The following is a 24,311-nucleotide window of genomic DNA, read 5'->3' as shown; positions in this document are numbered from 1 at the left end:
CCCGCGCCCCCCCCCGCGGCCCCCCCCCCCGCCGCCGCCCGCCCCCCCGCGCCCCCCCCCCGCCGCCCGCCCCCCCCCCCCCCCCCCCCCCCCACCGCTCGCGCCCGGCTGGCGGCGGCCGCGGCGCTGGCCGGCGTCACCCTCCGGGTCCACGCCGTGCCCGACCCCGGACCGTCCGACGCCGTCGCCCTCGCCCTCGTCTCGGCCGCTGTGCTGGGCGTCCTGTTCGCCGGCCGGCGCCACGAGGGCGGCCGGTACACCTGGGTGTGTCTGGTGCTGCTCGCCGGTGTGTTCGCCCTCGCCGCCGTGGGGTGGGCGGTGACCGGCCGGATGTGGCCGGCCGCGGCGGGACCGCCCGCTTCCTTCTTCGCCGCCCACCTCTACCTCGTGGCCGGCATCCGCAAACTCCGCTCACCGCACTTCATGAACGGCGGTGTCCTGCTGGACAACATCGCCTACAACGCCTCCCAGGCCTCCGCCGGCAACCGGGAGTTCGCGCCCTGGCCTAAAGACCCGGCGTCGCTCGCCCGCCTGCTGGCCAGCCCGGCCGCACGCCGCTGTTGCCGCGCCGCTGCCGTTGCCACCGCGGCCGGGGAACTCCTCCTCGGACTCGGCGCACTCGGCCTGCTGCCCGCCCCCGTCACCTTCGCCCTGGCCGTTCCCCTGCACACGGCCTTCCTGTTCGTCAGCCCGCTGCGCATCGTCCCGTTCACCGCGGGATCCCTGGGACTGCTCTGCCTGGCCACCGCCCAGCCACTGCTCACGCCGTTCCACGGCGGCTGACACGGGGCACTCGGCCGGTGGTGGGCCCGTGGCACGCGGCCGGTGGTGGGCGTGTGCGGGCGGCCGCGGTGGCTGCGACGCCCGCGGCGCTGCTCGGCGCCGGCCCAGCAGCGGCATCCGTCCGTAGGGGTGGAGTTGCCGCTGGCCCCGGCGCCGCCGCTGACGCCGGATCACGTGCTGCTGGTTTGGTGGGAGGTGACAGGACTCGCCTCTGCTAAGGACCGACTATGAGCGCCGGGAAGCAACCCAGCGAGGCCGCACGGAAGATGCGTGAGAAGGCCGAAGAGTTGGAGCAGGCGGCACGGCACGCCACCGATCGCGCCGAGCAGCAGCGGCTGACCGACGAAGCCGTCCGCATCCGGCGGAAGATCGAGCAGGAGGACGGCCCGGAGAGCGCGACCATGGACCCCATGTAGCCGTGCCCCGGCGGTCGGACCCTCGGGCCACGGCCGCCGTCGGCTGCGGCTCCCGCCCGCAAAGGCTTGGGAGAACGCGGAGCACCTGCGGCAGGATGGGCGGATGAGCAGCCCTTCACACCAATCCGCCGCCGCGTGCGAGCCGGCCCCGGCCCGCGTTGACGACACCCCTGCACCCGTGCCGGTGGGGGCCGACGGGGCTGCCGGAGCTGACGAGGCTGCCGCGGAACGGCTGCTTTCCGAACTCGCCCCGCTGCCGCACCGCCAACGCGTGCGCGCCGCCGTCGACCACGTCCGCGCCCTGCCCGCCGCCGAGGTGCCCGGCCTCCTCGGCGTTCTCGCCGACCCCGACCGGCAGGTTCCGCACGTCCGCGCCCTCTCCCTGGTCTGCGCCCGGTCCGTGACCCCCGATCCCGCGCACGGCGCCGGCCTCACCGCTGTGCTCACGGCCGGACTGACCGACCCGCACCGGTACGTGCGCACGCAGGCGCTGACGGCCCTCGCCGCCGGACTGATCACCCCCGATCCCGCGCACCTCCTCGCCGACCACGTGACCGGGGCGGCCCGCCGCGATCTGATCGGCCGGCTGCGGCGCCCCACCGCCGACTCCACCGAATCCGCCGCCATCCGCCGGCTCGCCGACGCGCTCATGGAACCGCTGCGCGAGACCTGGGGGGATCACGAGGCGGGCCGGTTGCTGCCGGGCTGCTCCGCGGAGACGGTGCGCCGTCTGCTGCCCGTCCTGCACCCCGCGCTGGCATGTTGGCCCGCCCTGACCCGCCGGCACCCCCTGGTGGTGTGGGAGTGGCTGGCCGGGGAGGCGGAGGCCCTCCCGCAGGCGGCCCGCGAGGACTGGTGGCGGTTCCGGGCCGCACCGGCCCTCGCCGCGCTGGCCGCGGTCCAACCGGGCCGGGTCCTGGACCTGTTCTCGCTCCACGGACCGGCCCGGCTCCCCCACGGGCTCCTCGCGCACCTCCCCGCCTTCCTGACCCACGACCCCCGCCTGGTCGCCCGCCTGTGGCGGGAGGATCGGCTCGACCTCGTCCTGACCTCCCTCACCGATGCCGCCGCGCGGCGGTTCGTCCGCTCCCTGCCCGAGGACGAACTGCTCGCCACCGTCCGACACCCGCGCACCACCGTCACCGTCCTCACCGCCGTCCTCGACGCGCTGCCGCCCGGCCGGCGCGGTCCCGTCCTGGACGCGACCCGAGGCCACGGCCGCAGCCCGCGTGAGGCCCGGCTCGCGCGCGCGGTGGCGGCCGCCGGCCTCGAACGTCCCCCGCTGCCCCGGGAGCTGCTGCGCGTACTGCCCTGCGCTACCGCCGCACCCCACGTCCGGCACGCCCTCGCGGCCGCCCGTGCACGCGGCGCGACACCGAGCGAACTGCTCCTCCTGCGCGGACTGCTCCCCTACGAGGAGGCGGCCCCGGCGCTGCTCGCCGAAACCCGCCGGTCCCACGCGGACGAGCGGGGCGCGGCCTGGCGGGCACTGGTCGCCTGTGCGGCACGCTCGCGCCGCCGCGCCGCCGTGGCCGAGGTGGTGGCGGAACTGGCCGACCGGCTCCGCTCGGAACAGGACCCGGTACGGACCCAGGCCCTGGGCGCGCTGTCGAGCGTGCCGCCCGGTCTGTTCGCCGAGGCCCCGCCGGCGGCGCTGCACCGGATCGTCACGGACACCCTGGAGGCCCGCGACCGCTCGTTCGGCTCCCTGACGGCCCTGGCCACCGTCGCCCGCGGGGTGGCCTGCGCCCATGACGCGCACCCCGGCACGCCCGGCGCGGCGCTCCTGGCCTGGGCCGTCGAGACCCTGCTGCGCGTGGACGGGGCCGGGCACACCCCCGCCGCCGGCCCCCACGCCCTGGGCACGCTGCGCCGCAACCCGCCGGCCGGGGCGGTCGAGGCGCTGGTGGGCGCCCTGCGTCCGCTCGTGACGGCCGCCCTCGACGTCGGTGACCCGGATCCCGTACTCACCCTGGCCGAGACCCTCGCCGGCCTGGGCGGAAGCGGCGGTGGCCGGCGCGGAGCCCGCAGCCGGCCGGACCGCACGCCGTGGCTCGGGAAGGCCGTCGAACGGGTCCTGACCAGCACGTCGGATGAGCGCGTGGCCCGCCGCAGCGCGGATCTGTGGCTCGCGCCGGGCGGCCTGCGCCGAAGCCGGGTGCGTGCCCTGCTCGCCGGGGAGCCGAGTGCGATCGTCCTGCCCCAGGTCGTCGAGACGGTCGCCAGGGATGCGGACGATCTGCTGCCCGTCCTCCTCGCGCACCCCCTCGACGCCCCGCCTGCCGGCCGCTTCCACCCGGTGGAGCACATCGGCCGCCCCTACGAGCGGTACCCGCTGCCGCCGGTGGTGCGTGCGGCCCACCGCTGGACCGGGGCCGCCTGCGCGGCCGTGGCCGACTGGCTGGTGGCCGGCCTGCACACCCGCCACCCCGACGCCGGGACCGCCACGGGCGGGGCCGGGGGCGTCAACGCGCCCGACGATGCACTGCTGCGCGCCCTGGCCGCCGTCCCCGGCCCCGCCGGCATCGCGCAGGTACGCGCCCTCGCCACCACCCCGGACGTGGCGACGGCCGAGGCAGCGCTGGCCGCGCTCCCGTACGCGGACCGCCCGGCGCTCGTCCTGCCCGACCTGCTGGCGCGAGCGGCCGACGACAGGGCAAGGGTGGCGGTGTACGCGATCGGTCGGATCTGCCCCCACGTGGCCCCCACGGTCCTGGCCGCGCGTTTCCGCCCGGTGCTGGCCCGCAGCGAGGGTTCGAAGGTGACCAGTCGCAAGGAGATCGTGCGGCTGGCCGCCGACCGGCTGCCCGCCGCACTCGCCGGCGAGGCGCTGGTCGCTGCGTTCACGGCCCCCGGGCAGCACCCGGACGTACGGGCGGCGGCGGTGACGAGGGCGGCCGCCCTCGTCACCCTGGAACCGGTCGCGGCCTGCCTGGACGACATCGCCCGACACGGCTCCGCCGCCGAGCGGGCGGCCCTGCTGCGGGTCTCCCCGTGGCAGCTGTCGGGGCCGGCGCGACGGCGCTACGCGACCCTGGTGAACGCCGTCTGCCACGCCCTGCTGACGGCCCCCGGTGCGGTTCACGCCGAGGGGGCGGCGTCCGCGGCGGCGGACCACGACAAGGACCAGGACCGGGCCCGGGAGTACCAGGACCCGAACCGGGACCAGGACCGCGGCCAGGACCAGGACCAGGAGGACGGTCCGACGCCGCAGCAGACGGCCGAAGCCTGCCGGGTCCTTTACCAGTGGGCGCGGGCCGAGGCCACGGCCGTGCACGTCGGGCTGCTGCCCCGGCTGGTCGCCGACCCGCGTACTGCGGGCCCGGTGTGGGAGGCGGCCGCCGTGACCATGGTCGACGCGGCCCGGCAGGACCCCGGCGGCGCGGGAAGCGCCCTCACCGCGCTGCTCGCCGAGCTGCTCGCCGCCGTCGCCGCGGAGCCGCACCACGCCGCGGTCCGGCACCGGGTCGAGGCGCTGACCCGGGAGCTGGAACGGTGGGCGGCGCAGCGGCTGCCCGACCCCTGCCGCCCCGTCTGGGAGCGGGCCGGCGTCCTCCTCGTCGCGCAGGACACCACGCTGCGGCTCGGCATGGGGCTGCGCACCGCCCTGGGACCCGGCGCCGGTTCGGATCACGAGGTCTGGTTGCGCGAGCAGGCCCGGTTGGTCCGAGACCGGCCGCTGCTCGCGGCCCGGACCGCCAGGTCGGAGGCCCGCCGCGCCGGCCGGCCGACCGCGAGCGGCCTCCACGGGGACCTGGCACGGGCCCGTTCGGCCGCCGCCCCCGACGCCCTCTTCACCGGCCTGTACGCGCTCGCGCGTGCGGAGGAGGAGCTGGGAGCGACCCGTTCCGTGGGCGGCGACACCGCCGCGGCCCTGGTCGCCCTGACCGAGCTGTGCGGCCACCCCGCGCCGGACGTCCGGGATGCGGCAGCCGAGGCCGCCGGGCGGCCCTGAGCCGCGCGCGGCGCAGGCGCGATGCCGGGGCGGCGGGACCATGGCTGACCGGTGGGAACCTGACGACGGCGTCCACCGATCGGCCCGCTCCTGTCGCAGCCGTTCCGGGTCGGCCCATAGCATCGGCGCACCACCACGCAGACACGCACTGCCGTGTGCGGCAGGTGGAGCGACGGGTCCGCCGAAGGGGGACGCAGTGGTATCTGAGCCGCTGGGTAGCTGCACATGCAGGAGGTGATGAGGAGGCGGGGTCGGCGGATGCTCCTGGTGACGCTGGGCCTGGGGCTCGGCGGGATCGCTCCGCTGCTGCTGCAGTCGGGGGCCGCCCAGTCCCACGGGGTGCAGCCCGCCGGATTCCGTCGGGGCGTGGAACCGGGCGCGGAGTGCCGCAGCACGCTGGTCGGCGTGGCGCACCAGGATGACGACCTGCTCTTCATCAGTCCGGAAGTACAACGGCTGATACGCGGCCGCTGTTCCGTCGGCACCGTCTACCTGACGGCCGGCGACGCAGGGCGCTCGTTCACCGACGATTCCTACGTACGGCGCCGGGAGCAGGGCGTGCGGGCGGCCTACGCGAGGATGGCGGGGGTCCCGAACCGCTGGCACCGGGCCGACCTCACCGTGCGCAGGCGCAGCCTCGTGTCCTTCGTGCTGACCGGCCGCCCCGACGTACGGCTCGTCTTCCTCCGGCTGCCCGACGGGTTCCCGAAGGGCGTCGGGAGCCCTCGGTACGCGGGACAGAGCCTGCTCAAGCTGTTGCGCGGGCAGATCGCAGCGATCACGCCGGTGGACGGCGCGTCGTCCTATACGGGGGAAGAGCTGACCTCCGTGCTGTCGGAGGTGCTCGCGCTGCGGAAGGCGGAACGCGTCCTCACGCTCGACTACGACAGCGCCACGTTCGGCGTCGGTCCGCCGAATCCTGCCGATCACAGCGATCACGAGATGGCGGGGCGGTTCTTCAGGAAGGCCGCTTACCGCTCCCCCGCCCGCCCTGACGTCACGCCGTACGTCGGCTACGGTCTCCCGCTCCTCCCCGCGAACCTGACGGGGCGAGAGCGCCGCGACAAGGAGGCCGTGCACGCCGCCTACGTCGCACACGCGGGCTGCTTCACGGTCCCCTGCTCGACCGAGGTCACCCTCAGCCGGGTCTTCCGGCTGTGGATGCGGAGGGAGCACCGCAGGGTGCACCGGCGGCCCGCTTCCGGGGAGATCAGGTCGGCGATCGGCCGTACCGGTGCGAAGGCCGTCGTCGAACGCTGCCTCGTGCGGGACGTCGACCGGCCCGCTGCCGAAGCCGTCGCGACGGCCGACTGCGACGGCGGTCCGGGCCAGCGGTGGACCTTCGTGGACGGCACCATCAGGGCCGCGGGGACGGCCGCCTGCCTCACCGCCGCTCCGAGGATCACCGTGTCCCCCTGCGACGGATCGGGCCGCCAGATCTGGTGGCGCGACGCCGACGGAAGGATCGGATCGGGCGACCGGTGCCTCCACCAGGACGACCTGGCGGTACTGCATCCCCGTCTCGGTCTACGGGCGTGCAGCCCCTACCAGCCCGAGCTGCGTTGGCAGTGGTAGCCCGCGTCCGCCGTACCACTCTCCTCGGACCTCGTCACCGCGGCTCTTCATGGTGTACCCGTCACCTATGCTGAAGCGACCGCCGTCGGCCGCCTCACCTCCTCCAGGAAAGACCAGTTGACACCACATTCCCTCGCGTTCTACATGGATGTGATTGCGTCCGGAACGGTCCTCGGCGCGAAACCGACGGACAGTCCCGACCAGGTCAGCGCGATCCTGGGAGCAGACTTCGCCGAGAACTCCCTTGACGACCAGAGCATGTGGCGCGACTACGGATTGGTCGAGTTCTTCTGGGCTCGCGCATCGCGCGACCACCCGTGGGAGGGCCACCACTTCACCCTGCAGGTGCATCGACTCGCACACCGGGGCGGCAGCATCGTCAACGGGGCGATTCGCGAGCGGTACGGCCGCTTCGACCGCCGTCTGGGCTTCGAGAAACTGGAACGACTGCTGGCCAAGCGCGGCGTGCACATGGAGGACGTCCCGGATTCCAACGCTCCGGCCTACACCCTGCACTGGCAACCCGTCTCCCAGGTGTCCGTCACGGCGCGCCCGTCTCAGGGGAGGGGGAGGCGTCGGCGTGGCAGCGAACGTGTCCGTGACGTGTACGCCGTCTCTTCAACGATGAGCGCCGAGCAGGTGGCTTGGTACAGGGCGCGCTACGGCCACCAGAAAGCCCAGTAGCGCTTCGTCGGGTGGTGTGTGTACCAGGCGCAGGGTGGACTGTCGAGGTCAGGGGCCGATGGGGTAGTCGTAGCGGATGAACCCCTTGAAGCTCGCCACCTTGTCGTACAGGGCGCGGGCGGCGGTGTTTTCCTGCCGAGTGGTCCAGTAGAAGCGGGATGCCCCCTGCTCCCGCGATACGTCGGCCACCCTCTCGATCAGCATCCGCGCCACGCCCCGGCCGCGTGCCGCCTCGTCGACGAACAGGTCCTGGAGGTAGCAGCTGTCTTCCATCCAGAACGTCGGGTGGAACAGATAGTGCGCGATGCCGACCAGCTTGCCCTGGGACCAGGCGCCGATGCCGTGGAACTCGGTGCCGCCCCGTAGCCGCTGCCACGTCTGCTCGTAGCCCTCGTCAGGCACCGTCGTGCGGTAGAACGCCTTGTAACCGCGCGCCAGCGCTTCCCAGGCGGCGCGGTCCTCCTCGCGCAACGAAGCAATGGTGATCACGACTGCCCGTCCTCCCTCACGAACCGCAACTGTCTGCCGATCTGCGGGACACCGTCAGCGCCAGCACAGCTGCCGCACCGACCACCATCCGCCGAAACCCCATATCGCGTTCTTCTCCCGTCTACTGCTGCCACGCCAGGGCACCAGGACGGGAATCCCGCACCATGTCCTCAGCCCCAACTCCTGTCAATTTAGGTGCCGTTGTCAGAGAGGGGCCCACGCGGCGACACCCAGAAGATCAAGCCACAACGGCAGAGTCCGCGCAACCGGATAGCACGGCACCCGGCCTCAGGAGGCATAGCTGGGCACGGCGTATGACAACGCGCCGGCCAGCGGTCAGCGGGCCGGCGGGGAGGCGCGTCTTCGTTGGCCGGGACCCGCCCACGGCGGCGGCCGGAACGGGATGGGATGGGGTGCGGTGGGGTGATCGATGCGGCGCCGGCCGGGACGGATAGCATCCGCCTCGCACCACCGTACTCACAGTGAAAGGGGCCATCATGCCTGGCCCGTATGCCGACCCCATACCGCCCGCAGCGCCAGAGGCCCCTCGCGGCACCGGTCGTACGGTGTGGTGGCGGACCAACCCCGGCCGCCTCGCCCTGGTTGCTGCCGTGCCGGTGGCCGGCCTGCTGGAGCCGCGCCTGGGCGCGGCCGCGCTGGTGGCCGCGCTGGTTGCGGTGTGGCGGGGCACCGCGTGGCCCACCGCCGGAAAGCTCGTCACTTCGGTGGCTGCCGCGGCTCTGCTGGGTGGTGTGCTGCCCGATCCTCCCAAGGAGGCCGCGGCCCAGGCGCCGTCGCCGCGCGCCGCGGGCAGCCGAACGACGGCGGCCCCCAGGGCCAAGGCCTCGCCGACGCCCACGGTGCCGCCGCTCGCCGACTTCCGCGGGCAGTCTCTGGAGACGGCCTCCCACCAGGCCCGGCAGGCCGGCTTCCTGGTCCACCACCACGACGCCTCCGAGAAGGACGGCTTCGTACGCGGCCTGTCGCGGTGGACCGTGTGCTTCCAGCAGACCGGCTGGGACGGGCACAAGCCGACCGCCGAGTTCGGTGCCGTGCCCAACGGTGCGCCCTGCCCGACCAGGGACGGCGAGCCCATCCCGTGGCCGAAGATGCCGGATCTGGTGTGGAAGACCTGGCAGACCGCCCGCGCGGAAGTCGTCGCGCTCGGCGTGCGCCCCGACAGGGTCCGGGCCCGGGCGGCGTACCTCAACGACACGCTGCCCGATGAGGGCGAGTACGAGGACTGGCGGGTGTGCCGCCAGGATCCCGCTGCGGGAACGGCCGTGAAGCCCGACACACCGCTGGTGGAACTGCGGCTGGCCGCCGAGGAGAACGGCTGCCCGGAGCCGGACCGCGGCACCGGCACGGACGCGCGGCTCCCCGACCGCGACGGTGACGGCGACCCCGACTACCGCGATCCCTTCCCCGGGGACCGCAACCGGTCCCACGCCTTCCCCGACGGGATTCCCGACTACGGATCCTCCGGCGGTTCGTCCGGGGGCTCGGGTGGCAGCCGCTGGAGCCCGTGCCGCCACACCCGCCTGTGCTGATGGAGACGAGGGCGTAGCAACTCGCTCCCGACAGCGCGGGCGAGGCCGAGGCGCCGCCCGTCACGGGCAGGCGCCGCCCCGCCACCGGCCGCGGCGATTCGAAAGATCTGCCGGGCCGTCAACCGAGACCCCGCAGTTGCCACGGACAGCCCGGCGTGTTATAGGGCCAAAGGTCCGATCGTCACATATGGTGCACAATCGTAACGTTTCGGTTATCGCCAAACGGGAGACCCAAGCGGAAATGAGGATGTAATGCGCAAGCTTCACAGGGCCGCTCTTGTGGCTGCCATGCTCGGAAGCCTCACCATGGCCGGGGCGGCAACCGCCTCCGCCGATACCCCCAAGGCGGACACCGAGACCGTCCCGTGCACACAGACCACCACGCAAACCAACACGGCCAGCGAAGTCGCCGGCAACGTGGCACAGACGAACGTCGCCCAGCAGATCTGCACCACCGAGGGTGACGGCACCAACGAAAACTCCGCCGCCGTCAACGTCACCCAGACCAACACCTTCCCCGAAGACACCCTCGCGGCCCCGACCACCCAGCCGTGAAACCCGGGCTGCCCGGGAATCCGCAACCACGGGTTCCCGGGCAGCCCCACGCCATGACCGGCACCCACCGGCCGAGTGGCGCCCGAGCAGGCCCCCTTGAGTAGGGGTTTCATCCCGTTATGCCGCATACGCGTTTACCTTCCACCGTGACACGGAAGTGGCAAGGCCATGGCCATCGAACGCAATCCCCACCTCGACGGCGAGGGGGACGGGCCGCCCCTCACCGGCGGCCGCACCACCACGACCGAGTCCCCGGCCGAGGCCCAGGCCCGGCTGGAGGAGATCCACCAGTACCTCCCCGACCAGTACGCCCGGCGCGAGATCGTCACGAGTACGGTGACCGGAGGCGGCACCATGCTCGACTGGGTGCCCGTCGAGTCGCAGCTGGACGACGGCGGCTCCAGCGCCCAGTCCGTGACGGCCTACGGCACGTCGGGAAACAGCGGCGGTCTGCGTTCCCAGGCGGACGTCGTCCACTGGTTCGGGGAAGTGGTGGACGACGGCAACGACCCGGCCACCTGGTCGTCCCATCCGAACTGCTACACGCTGGAGGACCACTTTCCCAGCGGGGACGCGTCATGGGGGGCGTACTGCTGGTGGGGCGGCAGCGGGAGGAACAGCTCGTGCCCGTAGCGGGACCACCACCACCGGGCGAGCCGCCCGACGAGCTGCCGGACGTGCTGCCGTGTCCGGGCGACCCCGAGTGCGAGTGCGTGCGCATCGGGTCGACGGCCCACGGCGGTACGCCCGCCGCGCAACCACCGCCCGGCGGCGTGCCGGCCCGTCCCGGCGAGAACCTCTGCCCACCCGGGTACGTCCCCCGCCGTCGGCGTCCGGGCCCGGAGACGACGTACGACGAGGGAGGAAGGCGGGTCCACCGCCCGGGGAAGCCGGAGCGGAACCCGGCGTCCGGACCGCCGGACGAGGGAGCCGACTCCCGTCGCGACCAGCGGTGAACACCCGTCGTGGTCGACGGCGCAGCCATCGACCACGAGGAGCTGCGGGGGCCTAACACGCGGGGGACGAGCCCTTCTGGCCGGTGAGGTCGCGGTTGTACAGCCACCCGGTGGCGTTCGTGCCGTCCACGCGCACGTACGTCCACTGGTTGCCGTACGAGTTGACGACGTAGCAGTGGTACCAGAGCTTCGTGCCGTCCTTGACCAGGGCGCCGGCTGCGCACTGCTGGTACGGCGCGGCCAGCAGGCGGTGGTCGCCGGAGATGTAGCCGTACGTGCCCGGTTTCGGGTCCTTGTGGGTCCAGCCGGCGCAGCCCGTGGGTACGGGGCTCGGCCGGGCCGGGGCGACCGAGGACGCGTTCGGGGAGGGCGATGCCGCACCCGGCTTCTTCGAGGCAGTGGCGGACGGCTTGGCCCGGGCCCCGGAGGGGGAAGGGCCCTGGCCGGCAGCGCCCGACAGGTCGCCGGACGTCCGCGGTTCGGGGGCGGCCCCCGGCGGCGTCGCCGATGCCTGGCGTCGGTCCCCGCCGCCCCCACTGGTCACGGCGTACGTGACGCCTCCCGCGGCGAGTACGGCGACCACCGCCACGGCGATCGCGAGCCGGGCGCGGCGCCGCGCCCGGTCCGCGGCCGCCGCCTCGGTGGCGCGTCCGGCGACGGGCGGGTGCCCCGACGGCCCGCCCTGCGGAGGGAGTACGGGGTAAGGAGCCGGGGCGCTGGGCGGCTGCTGAAACGATACGGCGGCGGGCGGCGGGCCGAAGCCGGGAGGCGGCCCGGCAACAGGCCCGGCGGGCGGCCCGGCGGCGGGCCCGGCGGGAGATACCGCGGCGGACGGTGCGACGGCCGGCGCCGCCGTCGCGACGGCAGCCGGGGCCGGCCGCGCCGGGTTCTCCACGCCGGTGCCGGACGCCACCCGCTCCAGCATCGCGCGGGCCTGGTCGGCGGTGGGCCGACTCTCCGGCTCCTTCGCCATCAGCGCCATCAGCACGGGCCCGAGCGGCCCCGCCCGCCGGGGCACGGGCAGCGGTTCGGCGACGATGGCCGACAGCGTCGACCACACGGAGGTCCGGCGGAACGGAGACACGCCCTCCACCGCCGCGTACAGGGTCATCCCCAGCGACCAGATGTCCGAGGCGGGTCCGGGTTCCCGGCCCTGGGCGCGCTCCGGCGGCAGGTAGTCGAGCGAGCCGACGATTTCGCCGCTGCGGGTCAGCTTCGCCAGCTCCTCGTCATCGGGAGCCTGCATGCTGGCGATGCCGAAGTCGGTGAGCACGACCCGGCCGCCGCGCTCCAGCAGCACGTTGCCCGGCTTCACGTCCCGGTGCAGGACGCCCGCCCGGTGCGCGGCGTCGAGCGCGTCCATCAGCCTGGCGCCGATGGCGGCGGCCTCGTACGGGTCCAGCGCGCCGCGCTCGGCCACGACCCGGTCGAGCGAGGGCCCGTCGACGAGCTCCATCACGATGACCGGCAGGCCCTGGTCCTCGGTCACGTCGTGCACGGTGACCACGCCGGCGTGCCGGATGCGCGCGGCGGCCCGCGCCTCGCGCTGCATCCGGGTCCGCAGGTCGGCCCGTTCGGCGGGGCTGGCGTCGGTGTAGGCGCGCAGCAGCTTGACGGCGACCTCACGGCCCAGCACCTCGTCGACCGCCCGCGCGACCATGCCCATGCCACCGCGGCCGACCACCTCGGTCACCCGGTAGCGCCCTCCGAGTGCCCTGCCGACCAGGCCGCCGTCGTTCGCCTGCTCCGATGGCACCGGCACCGCCCGCTCCGTTCCCTCACCGACCGTCCGTCGACGGCTTGCCGGGCCAAGCGTAAGGGCATGACCACGCCAGGCCTTCACCGCCCGCTGATGGCGCCTCAGCCGGGGTCGCTCCGGGCCGGACCGGAACGTGGCGTGCCGCGGGAAGCGGGTTCCTGCGGGCGGCCGGCAGCGCGGTGGTGTCGTGCGCGGACGAGGGCACCGCCCGGGGCGCGGTCATGGCGCGCCACGGCTGTGGACGGGGCCCCCGGTGCGGCACTCGCGCCTCCTCGTCGGTCGTTGCTGTGGGTGGAGACCGTGCAGCCGCGAAACACTCCCGCGGCTTTACCCATCCTTTACTCAAGTCGGCCGCCGGCCAGCCTCGCGCGGATTCCGTGAGGGGCCACGCCGTCCTGTTTCGGCCACGCAACGCATGGCGCCGCGGCCAAAGCGCCGGGACGGCGCCCGACTTCCCCACCGCCCCACCTGGTCTAACAGCAGCCAATCTCGTGGATGCTGCTGACGTTTGCTCATAAGCCCTACCAGCGTGCACACTTGCGCGAATTCCGGCCGGGCGCAGCGTCGCACCCCCACTGCAGACAAGCCCGGCACCCGCCGTGCCGGCCATCAGAAAGCCAACGGGAGCTAGCGTTGAGCACATCGGCAACTGCCCGTCAGCAGGACCTCCAGAGCCTCAGCGACGCGGAGCTCTGCGCACTGCTGCGCAACGAACGCCCCCCGGCGTCGAAGGGGCCCGAGACGAGCGACGTGATGGGCGAGGTGTTCGCCCGCCACCACTCCGCCGTGCTCGCGTACGCCCGCACGTGCTGCCGGGACCAGTCCACCGCCCACGATCTCGCCGCCGAGGCGTTCGCCCGCACGTACCGGGCCGTCGCCTGGGGCGCCGGGCCCGAGCACGCTTGGCGGCCCTACCTGCTGACCTGTGTGCGCCGTGTGGCGGCCGACTGGGTGCGCCGGGGCGCCCGGACCCAGTTGTCGGACGACTTCGAGAAGTGGGCCGAGGGCCTCGCCGACGGCCAGGACATCGAGGGCGCCGTCGTGTCAGCGGAGGAAGGGTCGCTGGTGTTGCGGGCGTACCGGTCCCTGCCGGAGCGTTGGCAGGCCGTACTGTGGCACGCCGTCGTCGAGCACGAGCCTGCCGCCGACACCGCCCAACGCCTCGGGATATCGGCGGGAGGCGTCGGCTCACTGGCCGCGCGCGCCCGGGAGGGGCTGCGCGAGGCGTACCTGCGCGCCCACTTGGACCAGGCGGCGAGCGACGAGTGCCGGCACTACGGGGGCCTGCTCGCGGCGTCGCTCCGCCGACCGGGCAAACGCGTCACCCGGGATCTGAGGCGGCACCTCCAGGGGTGCGCCGGCTGCACCCGGGCCGAACGCGACCTGCGGGACGTCAACGGCCGGCTGGGCGCGCTGCTGCTGGGCGGGATCCTCCTGTGGAACCCGGCCTCCTTCCTGTCGTCCATCGGCGGGCACAGCGCCCCGTTGGCAGCGGGCAAGCTGGGCGGGGTCAAGCTCGTCGCGTCGCGGTTCGGTACGGCGAAATGGGCCGCGACGGTGGCGGCCGTCGCGGGGACGACGGTGACCGCCGTCGTCCTGCTGCCGGCCGACGACAGGCAGGGGCAGTCCCGGCCCGCCCTCATGGCCGTAGGCCCCGGTTCGGTGCCCGGCCCGGTGCAGGGCCCGAACCCGGACGCGGTTGCGACGGCCTCGCAGCCACCGCTCCCGTCCGCCACCGCGCAGGCCACGGCCGCCCCCACCACAGCCGCGCCGAGCGCCCCGACCGTCACCCCGACCCCCGTCACCAGTACGTCGGCCTCGGCCTCGGCCTCGCCTTCGACCGGTCCCGCCGGACTCCCGCTGGTCAACGTCCGCTCGGGCCTGTGCGTCGGTGTGGCCGGCGGCGGCTCCGGCGGAACGCTACAGCTCGAACCGTGCACGGGCGACGCTTCACAGGGCTGGCAGCGCCTGCCGGCCGGCTGGGGCAGCTATCAGATTCGAAACACGGGTACGGGCACCTGCCTCGACGGCACCACCGCCGGCGGGAACGACGTCGCCGTCACCCTGCGTACCTGCCGGACCGACACGGGCCGCCATGCGCAGCTCTGGAGGTTCGAACACGAGGCGTCGCCCGGCACGTTCCGGCTCTGGTTCGTGCCGCGGGTCCCGCGCAGCGACTACCCGGACCACCTGTTGGGCCCGCAGGACTGGCCGAAGGCCAACCCCCCGCGCCCGGGCTCGCGCATGGTGCACCTGCCCAACTACTACGACTCCGCCCATTTCCTCTTCACGATGGGGTGAGCGCGGGTCGGCCCCCGACCGGACCCGCCCGCGTCGTCGCCGACCGGGCCGCCGGCCGTCTCGTGGTCCCGGAGCGGCCGGCCAGCAGTCCGAGGAGGCTGTTCATGACTCCTCGAAAGGGGTGGGTCGGGTCAGGGGTTCTCGGGCTGGCGGAGGCAGTACAGTCGAGGCGGAACGACGCCGGGCGGCTCCTGACGAGACGTGACGGGGCCGAGGGCGGGGGCAGGGGCGGGTGGGGCACAGTGCAGACCAGCGGACCGGACACCGGGGAGCCGGCCTCGGAGGGGCGGGGGCCGGATTGCCGCCCTGAACGCCGCACGGACCGGCGGCTCGTGCTGCTCGGTGTCCGCCAACAGGTCGCCCGGGGGCGCGAGTTCGCCCGCGAGGCCCTGGCGGAGTGGGGATGGGACGGTCACGACACCGCCGAGGACGCGCTCCTCGTGGTGTCCGAACTCCTCTCCAATGCCGCCCTGCACGCCGACGGCTGCCACGAACTCCGGCTCGCGGCCGACACGGTGTTCCGCGTCGAGGTGTGCGACGGTGTCGGCGACCTTCCCCGGCTGCTGCCCGCACCGCGCCCGGGTGTCCCGGGCGGTCACGGCCTGCACGTCGTACGCCGGCTCGCCGACCGCTGGGGCGCCGAGGCCCACGAACACGGCAAGGTGGTGTGGGCCGAGATCGACGCCGCGCGCATGCGGACCGGCCTGCCCAGGCGCGGCTGACCCCTCCGGGGCGGCGGGTCAGCCGTGCAGCAGTTCTCGGCGCAGCGCGCCCAGGGTGCGGGAGAGCAGGCGGGACACGTGCATCTGGGAGAGGCCGATCTCCGCGCCGATCGCGGCCTGGGTCATGTCCTCGCCGAAGCGTAGTTGCAGGATGCGCGTGCAGCGCTCGTCCAGGTCGGCGAGCAGGGGCGCCAGTGCGTGCCAGTCCTCGACCGCCTCCAGGGCGGGATCGACGTCGCCCAGGGTCTCGGCGAAGGTGCGCGGGGCTCGGCCGGGGGCCGGCCCCTGCGCGGCGGGGGCGGTGTGCTCCTGGGGTGCGTCGAGGGATTGGGTGGAGTAGCCGTTGGCGGCGACCAGGCCGTCGCGGACCTCGTCCTCGGTCAGGTCCAGGTGTGCTGCAAGTTCCGCGGGGGTGGGCTCGTGGTCCAGTACGGCGGTCAGCTCCTCGGCGGCCTTCGCGAGTTGCGAGCGCATCTCCTGCAGGCGGCGCGGGACCCGTACGGCCCAGGCCGTGTCTCGGAAGTGGCGCTTGATCTCGCCCGTGATGTACGGCAGGGCGAGCGTGGTGAACTGCGTGTTGCGCTCGGGGTCGTAGCGGTCGATGGCCTTGATCAGGCCGATGATGCCGACCTGGAGGATGTCCTCGTTCTCCGGGCCGCCGGGGCGGTCCCGGAACGGGCGGGCGGCGAAGCGCACCAGGGAGACGTTCATCTCGATCAGCGTGTTGCGTACGTACTGGTACTCCCGGGTGCCCTCCTCCAGGCTCCGCAGCCGTTCGAAGAACACCCGGGTCAGGTGCCGGGCCTCGGACGTGGACACTTCGCGTGGGCAGGCCACGTCCGGCAGCCCGCGGAGCGCGGATGCGCCCCCTCCCCCGTCGGCGGGGACTGCGGTCGTCGTCGGAGTCGTCGGGGTCGTCGTCGCCTGGGCGGTGGCCTCGAACGTGGCCGTGAGGGTCATCGTCGTCGCTCCTTGGGCACGGGTGCTTGCGGTGCGTTGCGCGAATGCTCGGTCGTCTCGCTCATGCGGAAGTGCGATTCCGCTCACCAGCACCCTGCCGGGGTCACGGACACACGTCAAGTGATACCGGAAAAATGGTTCGGGATTTGCTTTTCGCGAGTTGTCACTCAAGAATGCGGACGTGGAGAAAGAGCACACGGGTCCCCGCCGGAGCCGGTGGACCTTCCTGACGAACCACGCGCGCGTTCTGATCGCCATTGCGCGCGACCCCGGGATCCGGCTGCGCGACATCGCGGCGAACTGCGACCTGACCGAGCGCACCGTGCAGGCGATCGTCACGGACCTGCAGGCGGACGGGTACCTCACGCGGACCCGGGACGGCCGGCGCAACCGCTACGTCATCGCCCCCGGCGCCCGCTTCCGCCACCCCGCGGAGGCCGACCGCGAGATCGCCGGCCTGCTGACCTATCTCATCGGCCCCCTGACCGCCCCGGCGGCGGCTGCCGGTGAGGGGCCGAACGACACGCCGGGCGGTCGGGCCGAGGACGTCCCGGCGACCGAGAGCCCCGCCTGACGGCGCCCTTCGGTTCTCCCGGTGCCGAACTCGCGCACCGGCGTGACGGGGAGAAGACGTGCCGGCGGCGTGTTCCGGGAAGAGGCGTGCGTCAATCCGCCGGACGGGGGCAGGCGCGCACCATGACTGCGATCCCGACCTCCGTACTCGCCGACGCCACCGCCCCGCCCGGGCCCGTCTGGCTCCATCTGCTCCTGCTCGCCTTCGCGTTGGGCGTCCTCGTCCACAGCCTGTCCGGGGGGCGCTAGAGCAGCCAGAGGCGCTCCGGACGCCTCCGCACGCTCGGGCCGCGCGCCCGCCCCCGGGGGCCGTGCAGGGTGCCGCGGGCCACCTGAAGGCGGGGCGGGTGTCAGGTCGTTCGCCGGCCCAGGCCCGGAAGGAAGCGCCCGGTGCGGGCGCCGTAGGCGGCGTAGTCGTCTCCGTGGACGGAGGCGAGATACGGCTCTTCGACCACCCGTACCTGCAACTGCACCGCCACGACCAGGGTCACCAGGGCGGCGCCTGCGAGCAGGTTCGGCACCATGAGCGCGAACCCGAGCGCGGTGAGGGCCATCGCGGTGAAGACCGGGTTGCGGACCCGGGCGAACACCCCGGACGTGACCAGCGCGGTGCGCTCACCCGCGTCCACCCCGACCCGCCACGAAGCGCCCATGGCCATCTGGGCAACCGATGTCAGCGCCATCCCCACCAGGGCGACGGCCAGACCCGCCGCTCGCAGCGCCGCGCCGCCCTCCAGGGAGGAGAACCCGGCGAGCGCCGCGATCGGAGCGGCGGCTCCGCCCAGCAGAGCGGCGACGAACAGCACACCGGCCCACCAGGCAGCCTCACCGGGGCGGCCGGAGATGCCGCGGAAGCCCGCGTCGCCGGTACGGCGGCGCTGCACAGCGGCGCGGACGCCGAAGGCGAACCCCGCCCAACCGAGGTAGAGGACGAGTGCCGTCCATGCCCAGTTGTTCACCGGCCCGCCTCCATGGTCGGAGCACAGACGGGACGGGCGCCGGTCACGGTGACCAGCCGTCTCATCCGGCGGGTGAGCGCATCACGGCGGACCGGGGACGGCCCGCGGGGTGTCACTGTCATGAGCAGCAGCCCTTCTCTTCGGCCTCCGGGCAGGTCCGATCGGTTTCGACGGCGACCATGGCGGTGCGCAGGTCGTCGAGGGCGTGGCCGAGGCGTTCGTCGGCGAGCTCGTACCGGGTGCGGCGTCCGTCCGGGACGGTGACCACCAAACCGCAGTCGCGCAGGCAGGCCAGGTGGTTCGAAAGCCGCGTACGGGAGACGCCGAGGGCGTCGGCCAGGTCGGCCGGATAGGCCGGGGCTTCGCGTAGGGCGAGCAGGATGCGGCAGCGGATCGGGTCGGCGAGCGCACGACCGAACCGGGCCAGCACCTCGATGTCGGAGGCAACAGTCAGCACAACAAGACAGTACACATCAACCTGAATTCAGGGAAGCGTGAACTGTCTGCTGGCGTGAAACGGCGTCGACCGCCCCCGGTCGGGGTGTCAGCCCCGTGGCCGCCCCCGGACCGCGTTCCCAACGGTGTCCCGGACACCGGGCTGACCAGCTCGGACAGCGGTGGAGCCGTCCGGGACAGTCCCGGGCTGTTGTGTCCGTCGGACCCTCGCCAGCAGGCTCAGCCGTGGCCCTCCAGGGCCGCACACCGCTCTCCGGGTTCTCACCGCGTCGCCCGTCGGCGACGCGACGTCATGGAAGGGGACACAGATGACCAAGGCTCTGCAGGCGATGGCCGATCGCTTGGTGGAACGGCTGGCACCCGCGGCCACGGCTCACGCGGTCAGGTGCTGGGACGCCGGCTCGAAGTGCATCACCGGCAGTTGCGCGGGCCAGAGGAAGTACACCCAGTACCGGGTGAACTGCGACGACGGCAGCTACTACTACAGGTTCGGCCACTGCGGCTGCTGACCCCAGCGGTCCGGCTGAGTCTCCGGTCCTCATCGGAGCAGTACGGGGACTCCGGCGGTGCCCGCGCGCGCGGGCCCACCGGGTCTCCGGGCTCCGTCATCCCACCGGCACGACAGAAGGGTGTCCCTCGCCATGGAGCTCGCCGCGATGTCCTGCCGGACCCTGCTCGTGGTCGTCTTCGCGGTCGCGGTGGTGGGCAAGGCCAGCGGTGCGGAGTCCTTCGGAGCGTTCGTGCGCTCCGTCCAGGAGTTCGTCAGGTCCGCGTCCCCGAGCCGAGGACGCGGTGTGGCGCATCTCGTCGTGGGGGCGGAGGCGGTCGGGATCGTGCTGCTGTTACTGCCGGCGCCGGCGGCGATCGCGGGGTTCGCGCTGGTGGGGTGCCTGCTCGGGGCGTTCACCCTCGCGATCGCGGCGTCGCTCCGGCGCGGCGCGCGCGTGCCGTGCCGTTGCTTCGGAGCCTCCACGAGCAACGCCGGCCCCCTCCAGCTCGTCCGCAACGGTCTCCTGATGGCAGCGGCGGTGACCGGCGCCGTCGGGACGTCGAACGGCCCGCCGGAAGCACCGGGCGCCGTCGCGGTGGCCCTGGCCACCGGCCTCGTCGTCGGTGTCGTGGTGACCGTCCTCGATGACATATCCGAGTTGCTGCGCGACGCCTTTCCCGTCGCCGCACGGAAAGCCCGAAGGTGATCATGCCGTATCTCATCGCGGCCGTCGTGCTCGTCGGCGCGCTGTGCCTGCTCGACCTCCTCCTGACCGTGGGGCTGGTCCGCAGGCTGCGCGCGCAGCAGGCCGCCCGCACTCCCGCGGACCGTCCCGCCGATGAGGGGATGCTTCCCCCGGGCGCGGTCGTCGGGGCCTTCGAGACCCGGACCGTCGACGGCCGGTCCCTGAACGTCCGCGATCTCGACACCGGGACCGTCGTGGTGTTCCTGTCCCCCGGTTGCCCCCCGTGCCACGCACAGCTGCCGCGGGTGGCGGCGGCGCTGCGAGCGGTTCCTGCGAACGGGGCGGTCGCCGTCATAGCGGGCGGGACGGACGAGGACGCGGAAACCGAACAGATGGTCAAGGAACTGGGTCCGGTCGCCAGGGTCGTCCACGAGGGCACCAGCGGTCCCGTGAGCAGGGCGTTCGCGGTCCGCGCCTTCCCCGTCATGTGCCGGGTGCGCGCTGCCGGTGACGTGGTCGTGGTGGAGGCGGTGGGCGAGCACGTGCTGCCGTCCCCCGTCGCTGCGGCGCCGTGAGGACGGCAGCGGCGCCGTCACCGGGTCCGCGGCGGCTGGCCGTGGTCTTCCGCGCGGCGGCCGGGCTCGCCTTCCGGGCTGCGCCCCGGCACCTCGCGGCGCTCACGCTGCTCACCGCCCTCGGGGCGGCGCTGCCCCTCGCCGCTGCCTGGACGGTGCGGGCGGTGCTGGACAGGCTGGCCGCAGGCGGCGGACCCCATGCGCTCCTCGCACCGGCCGGGCTGCTCACCGCGGTGGGGGTCGCAGCCGCCGTGGTGCCGCACATCGCCCAGTACGTCCAGGCCCAGACGCAGCGCGCGGCCGGGGTGCGCGCCCAGGACTCCCTCTACCGGGCCGTGGAGAGCCTGACCGGCCTGAGCAGGTTCGAGGATCCGCAGTTCCTGGACCGGCTGCGACTCGCCCAGCAGGCCGGGGGCATGACGCCGACGCAGGCGGTCAACAGCGCGCTGGGGGTCCTGCACGGGACGCTCACCGTCGGCGGGTTCCTCGGCTCGCTCGTCGTGCTGAGCCCGTTCCTGGCCGTCGCCGTGCTCTTCTCCGGAGTGCCGTTGCTCCTCGGTGAGCTGGCGATGAGCCGCCGGCGGGCGGCGATGCTCTGGCGCATCGGTCCCGCGGAACGCCGGGAGCTCTTCTACTACCAGCTGCTGACCAGCACCCAGGCCGCCAAGGAGGTCCGACTGTTCGGCATCGGCGGCTTCCTGCGCGGGCGGATGCTCGCCGTACGCCGCAGGGCCGACGCGGCCAAGCAGGCGGTGGACCGTCAGGAGTTGGTGGTCCAGCTCGGCCTCGGCGCGCTCGCGGCAGTGGTCGCCGGCCTGGGCCTGCTGTGGGCGGTCCGGGCCGCGGGGCAGGGCCGCATCAGCATCGGCGGCGTCTCCCTGCTCGTGGCAGCGCTGCCCGCCGTGCAGACGGCACTCGCCGCACTGGCCGGCGAGATCGCAGGCGGACACCAGGCGCTCCTGCTCTTCGACCACTACGTCGCGATCGGGGAAGCGGAGGACGACCTGCCGGTCAGCAACCACCCGCGGCCGGTGCCCCGCCTGCGGAAGGGCATCGAACTGCGTGACGTGTGGTTCCGCTACGGCCCGGAGCACCCCTGGGTGCTGCGCGGCGTGAACCTCACGATCCCGGCAGGCAGCTCCGTCGGCCTGGTGGGACTCAACGGAGCGGGAAAGACGACACTGGTCAAGCTCCTGTGCCGGCTCTACGACCCGGACCGCGGCCGGGTCCTGTGGGACGGAACCGACCTGCGGGAGTTTCACCCCGCCGAGTTGCGCCGGCGCATCGGGGCGACCTTCCAGGACTACATGGAGTACGACCTCACCGCCGGCGAGAACATCGGGCTCGGTGACCTGGACCGGCTGACGCAGCAGGACAGCGTCGAGCGCGCCGCGCACCTGTCCGGCATGCACGACTTCATAGCCCGACTGCCCGACGGATACCGCACCATGCTGAGCCGGATCTTCTTCTCCGAGGAGGACAAGGAGGACCCGGGAACCGGCGTCGTGCTGTCCGGGGGCCAGTGGCAGCGTCTCGCCCTGGCCCGGTCGTTCCTCCGCGACCACGCCGACCTCATGATCCTCGACGAGCCCAGCTCGGGACTCGACGCCGAGGCCGAGCACGAGATCCACGTGCGTCTGCGCGACCACCGGGCAGGCCGCACCAGTCTGTTGATATCACACCGGCTCGGCGCGCTCCGGGAGGCCGATCTCCTCGTGGTGCTGGAGCGGGGCCGCATCACCGAACAGGGCACGCACGACCGGCTGATGCGGGAAGACGGGGCCTACGCGCGGCTGTTCGCGATGCAGGCCCGCGGCTACCGGCGCGAGGCACCCGTGCCCCCTCCTCCCCTCGATGCCTGAAGAGGTGCTCCATGTGGCCGACCCGCCGACGACTGTTCCCGTCCGCTTCCGACCCGGTCGGGACGACCCTGGTGAACGTACTGCTGGCGCGGCGCCGACTCGCCGTGATCACCGTTGTCGGTGCCAGCATGGCGCCGTCCTACCGCAGCGGGGACCGGGTGCTCGTGCGGCGGCTCGGCCCGCGGGGAGGCGGGGGCATCGAGAGGGGCGGGGTCGTCGTCGCGGCGTGGCGCCCGCCCTCCGGCCGCCCGCCGGGCGAACCCGTGGTGACGGGGGGCGGGCCTCGTCGGCGGGCCGGTGAACGCCCCGGCGCCCGACACTGGATGATCAAGCGCGTGGTGGCGGGCCCGGGCGACCCGGTCCCCGCAGGTCTGGGACCCGCCCTCATCGCCGACGCCGGCAAGCCCGTACCGCGGGAACGGTTCGTGGTCCTGGGCGACAACGCCGCTCACAGCCACGACTCCCGCCACATCGGCTATCTCGAACGCGGCGACATCATCGGTGTGGTGGTCCGTAGGCTCGCACCCCACCGGTGAGGCGTCCGCCGCGGCGACTCCCGCCCGAGCCGTGCCCGGCGCGCCGGCCCACACCCCTCGCGTCCGCGCGATGACCGGCCACCATGCAAGGATCCCCACCGTCTTCGGCACGACCTGTTGGTAAATAATTGCGGAATTACCGGACATAGCAGTAAATTTCTTGCCGCGGCTTCGAGATGTCACCGGCAGACGGGGCAAAGGATGAGCACGGACGACCGCGTCGCGGTGACGACCGGGATCGCACGACTGCACGCGTCGCCCGGACTCGCCGGGCCCGGCCGGCTCGGGCTGGTCACCAACCACACCGGCGTCCTGGCCGACCTGCGTCCCACCGCAACCGCGCTGCTGGAGGCCGGCGCGCGGCTGGTGGCCCTGTTCGGTCCCGAGCACGGGCTGCACGGGACCGGCCAGGCCGGCGAGAGCGAGGCCGCCCGTGCGGACCCCACCACCGGCCTACCGGTCCACGACACGTACCGGTGCGGCGGCGAGCTCCTCGACAAACTGCTGCTCGACAGCGGTGTCGACGCCCTGGTGTACGACCTGCAGGACATCGGGGCCAGGTTCTACACCTACGTGTGGACCATGTTCGACCTGATGGTGTCGGCGGCCCGTACGGGCGTCCGGTTCGTGGTCGCCGACCGGCCCAATCCCCTCGGTGGACTCGTCAGCGAGGGCCCACTGCTCGACCCGGCGTGGGCCAGCTTCGTCGGGCGCGCCGCAGTACCCGTCCGGCACGGCCTCACCTGCGGCGAGCTCGCCCGGTACCTCAACGCCTCGATCGTGCCCCAAATGGCGGGTAGCGCGGCTGACTTGACGGTGATCGAGGTCGTCGGATGGCAGCGCTCCATGGACGCGGAAGCGACCGCCCTGCCCTGGGTCGCGCCCTCGCCGAACATCCCGACGCCCGCCACGGCCGCCGTCTACCCTGGGACGTGCCTGTTCGAGGGCACGAACCTCTCGGAGGGCCGCGGCACCACGCAGCCCTTCGAGATCGTCGGGGCCCCGTACGTCGACGCGCGGTTCGCGCCCTCGCTCGCCGAGCTCGACCTTCCGGGTGTGCGCTTCCGTGACCTGTGGTTCGTACCCACGTTCCACAAACACGCGGGGCGGCTGCTGCGCGGAGTGCAGCTCCACGTCACCGACCGCGAGGCCTTCGCCCCCGTACGGACCGCCGTGGCGATGCTCGGCACGCTGCGGCGGCTGTACCCGGACCACTTCGCGTGGCGCACCGCTGACAGCGGCGTGGAGGGGAGCGACCAGCGTCCCTTCATCGACCTGCTGTGGGGATCCGACCGGTTGCGGCGTGCCGTCGACGCGGGCGACGACCCACTGCCGCTGTGCGGTCCGCCGGCGCCGCCCGGCCGATGGGTCGGCGATCACGCGCTCCTCTACCCCTGAGACCCGCTGCCGCACCGCGCGACCTGCTGCTGTTGCTGTTCCCCTCCCCGAGCGCCGTGGCGCCGTGTATGG

At 73.7% G+C, this 24,311-nt stretch carries 23 protein-coding genes; 18 read left to right on the top strand and 5 right to left on the bottom strand.

Features of this window, described 5'->3' with window-relative positions; all coding sequences use genetic code 11:
• The first annotated feature begins 156 nt into the window (after positions 1–156).
• The 5 genes from ACFVGY_RS12855 to ACFVGY_RS12835 all read left to right on the top strand — a co-directional run bounded on the left by ACFVGY_RS12855 (position 157) and on the right by ACFVGY_RS12835 (position 7,413).
• Positions 157–783, top strand: coding sequence for a hypothetical protein (locus ACFVGY_RS12855; RefSeq protein WP_385675275.1), 627 nt, complete (start codon positions 157–159; stop codon positions 781–783).
• Between the two features lie 227 nt (positions 784–1,010).
• Positions 1,011–1,199, top strand: coding sequence for a DUF6381 family protein (locus ACFVGY_RS12850; protein WP_385675273.1), 189 nt, complete (start codon positions 1,011–1,013; stop codon positions 1,197–1,199).
• A gap of 103 nt (positions 1,200–1,302) precedes the next feature.
• Positions 1,303–5,154 (top strand): hypothetical protein, encoded by a 3,852-nt coding sequence (locus ACFVGY_RS12845; protein ID WP_385675270.1) that lies wholly within the window; start codon positions 1,303–1,305, stop codon positions 5,152–5,154.
• Between the two features lie 258 nt (positions 5,155–5,412).
• Positions 5,413–6,729, top strand: coding sequence for a PIG-L family deacetylase (locus ACFVGY_RS12840; RefSeq protein WP_385675267.1), 1,317 nt, complete (start codon positions 5,413–5,415; stop codon positions 6,727–6,729).
• A gap of 144 nt (positions 6,730–6,873) precedes the next feature.
• On the top strand, positions 6,874–7,413 hold the full coding sequence (locus ACFVGY_RS12835; protein ID WP_385675264.1) for a hypothetical protein: 540 nt from the start codon (positions 6,874–6,876) through the stop codon (positions 7,411–7,413).
• A gap of 48 nt (positions 7,414–7,461) precedes the next feature.
• On the opposite strand, the gene ACFVGY_RS12830 is transcribed toward ACFVGY_RS12835, so the two are convergent.
• Positions 7,462–7,902 carry a GNAT family N-acetyltransferase gene (locus ACFVGY_RS12830; RefSeq protein WP_385675261.1) on the bottom strand — a complete coding sequence of 147 codons (441 nt, stop codon included), beginning with the start codon at positions 7,900–7,902 and terminating at the stop codon, positions 7,462–7,464.
• Positions 7,903–8,399: 497 nt separating this feature from the next.
• On the opposite strand from ACFVGY_RS12830, the gene ACFVGY_RS12825 reads away from it, so the two are divergent.
• The 3 genes from ACFVGY_RS12825 to ACFVGY_RS12815 all read left to right on the top strand — a co-directional run bounded on the left by ACFVGY_RS12825 (position 8,400) and on the right by ACFVGY_RS12815 (position 10,640).
• Entirely contained in the window at positions 8,400–9,452 is a 1,053-nt protein-coding gene (locus ACFVGY_RS12825; RefSeq protein WP_385675258.1) for a PASTA domain-containing protein, read from the top strand.
• 288 nt (positions 9,453–9,740) lie between these two features.
• Positions 9,741–10,007 carry a hypothetical protein gene (locus tag ACFVGY_RS12820; RefSeq protein WP_385675255.1) on the top strand — a complete coding sequence of 89 codons (267 nt, stop codon included), beginning with the start codon at positions 9,741–9,743 and terminating at the stop codon, positions 10,005–10,007.
• 168 nt (positions 10,008–10,175) lie between these two features.
• On the top strand, positions 10,176–10,640 hold the full coding sequence (locus ACFVGY_RS12815; protein WP_385675252.1) for a hypothetical protein: 465 nt from the start codon (positions 10,176–10,178) through the stop codon (positions 10,638–10,640).
• Positions 10,641–11,015: 375 nt separating this feature from the next.
• On the opposite strand, the gene ACFVGY_RS12810 is transcribed toward ACFVGY_RS12815, so the two are convergent.
• On the bottom strand, positions 11,016–12,719 hold the full coding sequence (locus tag ACFVGY_RS12810) for a protein kinase (RefSeq protein WP_385675349.1): 1,704 nt from the start codon (positions 12,717–12,719) through the stop codon (positions 11,016–11,018).
• Positions 12,720–13,355: 636 nt separating this feature from the next.
• Here ACFVGY_RS12810 and ACFVGY_RS12805 point away from each other — a divergent pair.
• Positions 13,356–15,023, top strand: coding sequence for a sigma-70 family RNA polymerase sigma factor (locus ACFVGY_RS12805; RefSeq protein ID WP_385675249.1), 1,668 nt, complete (start codon positions 13,356–13,358; stop codon positions 15,021–15,023).
• Between the two features lie 332 nt (positions 15,024–15,355).
• Positions 15,356–15,745, top strand: a complete 390-nt coding sequence (locus ACFVGY_RS12800; RefSeq protein WP_385675246.1) for an ATP-binding protein — start codon at positions 15,356–15,358, stop codon at positions 15,743–15,745.
• Positions 15,746–15,763: 18 nt separating this feature from the next.
• Here the strand turns inward: ACFVGY_RS12800 and ACFVGY_RS12795 are convergent, their stop codons facing one another.
• Positions 15,764–16,705, bottom strand: coding sequence for a SigB/SigF/SigG family RNA polymerase sigma factor (locus ACFVGY_RS12795; RefSeq protein ID WP_385675243.1), 942 nt, complete (start codon positions 16,703–16,705; stop codon positions 15,764–15,766).
• Between the two features lie 181 nt (positions 16,706–16,886).
• Here ACFVGY_RS12795 and ACFVGY_RS12790 point away from each other — a divergent pair, with 181 nt between their 5' ends.
• Positions 16,887–17,279 (top strand): helix-turn-helix transcriptional regulator, encoded by a 393-nt coding sequence (locus ACFVGY_RS12790; RefSeq protein ID WP_385675240.1) that lies wholly within the window; start codon positions 16,887–16,889, stop codon positions 17,277–17,279.
• A gap of 122 nt (positions 17,280–17,401) precedes the next feature.
• Positions 17,402–17,527: a hypothetical protein gene (locus ACFVGY_RS12785; RefSeq protein WP_385675237.1), complete on the top strand. Its 126-nt coding sequence runs from the start codon at positions 17,402–17,404 to the stop codon at positions 17,525–17,527.
• A gap of 101 nt (positions 17,528–17,628) precedes the next feature.
• Here the strand turns inward: ACFVGY_RS12785 and ACFVGY_RS12780 are convergent, their stop codons facing one another.
• Both ACFVGY_RS12780 and ACFVGY_RS12775 read right to left on the bottom strand, forming a co-directional pair.
• Positions 17,629–18,237: a methyltransferase family protein gene (locus ACFVGY_RS12780; protein WP_385675235.1), complete on the bottom strand. Its 609-nt coding sequence runs from the start codon at positions 18,235–18,237 to the stop codon at positions 17,629–17,631.
• A 118-nt stretch (positions 18,238–18,355) separates the two neighbouring features.
• Entirely contained in the window at positions 18,356–18,694 is a 339-nt protein-coding gene (locus ACFVGY_RS12775) for an ArsR/SmtB family transcription factor (RefSeq protein ID WP_385675232.1), read from the bottom strand.
• Positions 18,695–19,001: 307 nt separating this feature from the next.
• Between ACFVGY_RS12775 and ACFVGY_RS12770 the strand changes: the two genes are divergently transcribed.
• The 6 genes from ACFVGY_RS12770 to ACFVGY_RS12745 all read left to right on the top strand — a co-directional run bounded on the left by ACFVGY_RS12770 (position 19,002) and on the right by ACFVGY_RS12745 (position 24,239).
• Complete coding sequence (locus ACFVGY_RS12770; protein WP_385675230.1) at positions 19,002–19,202, top strand: hypothetical protein; 201 nt, start codon at positions 19,002–19,004, stop codon at positions 19,200–19,202.
• A 120-nt stretch (positions 19,203–19,322) separates the two neighbouring features.
• Positions 19,323–19,889 carry a MauE/DoxX family redox-associated membrane protein gene (locus tag ACFVGY_RS12765; RefSeq protein ID WP_385675227.1) on the top strand — a complete coding sequence of 189 codons (567 nt, stop codon included), beginning with the start codon at positions 19,323–19,325 and terminating at the stop codon, positions 19,887–19,889.
• Positions 19,890–19,891: 2 nt separating this feature from the next.
• Entirely contained in the window at positions 19,892–20,443 is a 552-nt protein-coding gene (locus ACFVGY_RS12760) for a TlpA family protein disulfide reductase (RefSeq protein ID WP_385675224.1), read from the top strand.
• A complete protein-coding gene (locus ACFVGY_RS12755) occupies positions 20,440–22,305 on the top strand; it encodes an ABC transporter ATP-binding protein (protein ID WP_385675223.1) in 1,866 nt (621 codons plus the stop codon). Before ACFVGY_RS12760 ends, ACFVGY_RS12755 begins: the two co-directional genes overlap by 4 nt.
• An 11-nt stretch (positions 22,306–22,316) precedes the next feature.
• Entirely contained in the window at positions 22,317–22,841 is a 525-nt protein-coding gene (locus tag ACFVGY_RS12750; RefSeq protein WP_385675220.1) for a S26 family signal peptidase, read from the top strand.
• Positions 22,842–23,042: 201 nt separating this feature from the next.
• A complete protein-coding gene (locus ACFVGY_RS12745; protein WP_385675217.1) occupies positions 23,043–24,239 on the top strand; it encodes an exo-beta-N-acetylmuramidase NamZ domain-containing protein in 1,197 nt (398 codons plus the stop codon).
• The last annotated feature ends 72 nt before the right edge of the window (positions 24,240–24,311 follow it).

It is taken from the genome of Streptomyces sp. NPDC127106, from assembly GCF_042677605.1.
Taxonomy (GTDB): Bacteria; Actinomycetota; Actinomycetes; order Streptomycetales; family Streptomycetaceae; genus Streptomyces.
The sequence above is the reverse complement of the archived record's forward strand: the minus strand, read 5'-3'. Positions and strand labels throughout refer to the sequence as shown.

What these genes read in the sequence shown, in the direction of transcription:
- ACFVGY_RS12845 (WP_385675270.1), top strand. Translation starts at nt 1,303, where the DNA reads ATGAGCAGCCCTTCACACCAATCCGCCGCCGCGTGCGAGCCGGCCCCG.
- ACFVGY_RS12795 (WP_385675243.1), bottom strand. Translation starts at nt 16,705, where the DNA reads ATGACCCTCACGGCCACGTTCGAGGCCACCGCCCAGGCGACGACGACC.
- ACFVGY_RS12815 (WP_385675252.1), top strand. Translation starts at nt 10,176, where the DNA reads ATGGCCATCGAACGCAATCCCCACCTCGACGGCGAGGGGGACGGGCCG.
- ACFVGY_RS12785 (WP_385675237.1), top strand. Translation starts at nt 17,402, where the DNA reads ATGACTGCGATCCCGACCTCCGTACTCGCCGACGCCACCGCCCCGCCC.
- ACFVGY_RS12840 (WP_385675267.1), top strand. Translation starts at nt 5,413, where the DNA reads ATGCTCCTGGTGACGCTGGGCCTGGGGCTCGGCGGGATCGCTCCGCTG.
- ACFVGY_RS12750 (WP_385675220.1), top strand. Translation starts at nt 22,317, where the DNA reads ATGTGGCCGACCCGCCGACGACTGTTCCCGTCCGCTTCCGACCCGGTC.
- ACFVGY_RS12825 (WP_385675258.1), top strand. Translation starts at nt 8,400, where the DNA reads ATGCCTGGCCCGTATGCCGACCCCATACCGCCCGCAGCGCCAGAGGCC.
- ACFVGY_RS12745 (WP_385675217.1), top strand. Translation starts at nt 23,043, where the DNA reads ATGAGCACGGACGACCGCGTCGCGGTGACGACCGGGATCGCACGACTG.
- ACFVGY_RS12760 (WP_385675224.1), top strand. Translation starts at nt 19,892, where the DNA reads ATGCCGTATCTCATCGCGGCCGTCGTGCTCGTCGGCGCGCTGTGCCTG.
- ACFVGY_RS12850 (WP_385675273.1), top strand. Translation starts at nt 1,011, where the DNA reads ATGAGCGCCGGGAAGCAACCCAGCGAGGCCGCACGGAAGATGCGTGAG.
- ACFVGY_RS12820 (WP_385675255.1), top strand. Translation starts at nt 9,741, where the DNA reads ATGCTCGGAAGCCTCACCATGGCCGGGGCGGCAACCGCCTCCGCCGAT.
- ACFVGY_RS12770 (WP_385675230.1), top strand. Translation starts at nt 19,002, where the DNA reads ATGACCAAGGCTCTGCAGGCGATGGCCGATCGCTTGGTGGAACGGCTG.
- ACFVGY_RS12835 (WP_385675264.1), top strand. Translation starts at nt 6,874, where the DNA reads ATGGATGTGATTGCGTCCGGAACGGTCCTCGGCGCGAAACCGACGGAC.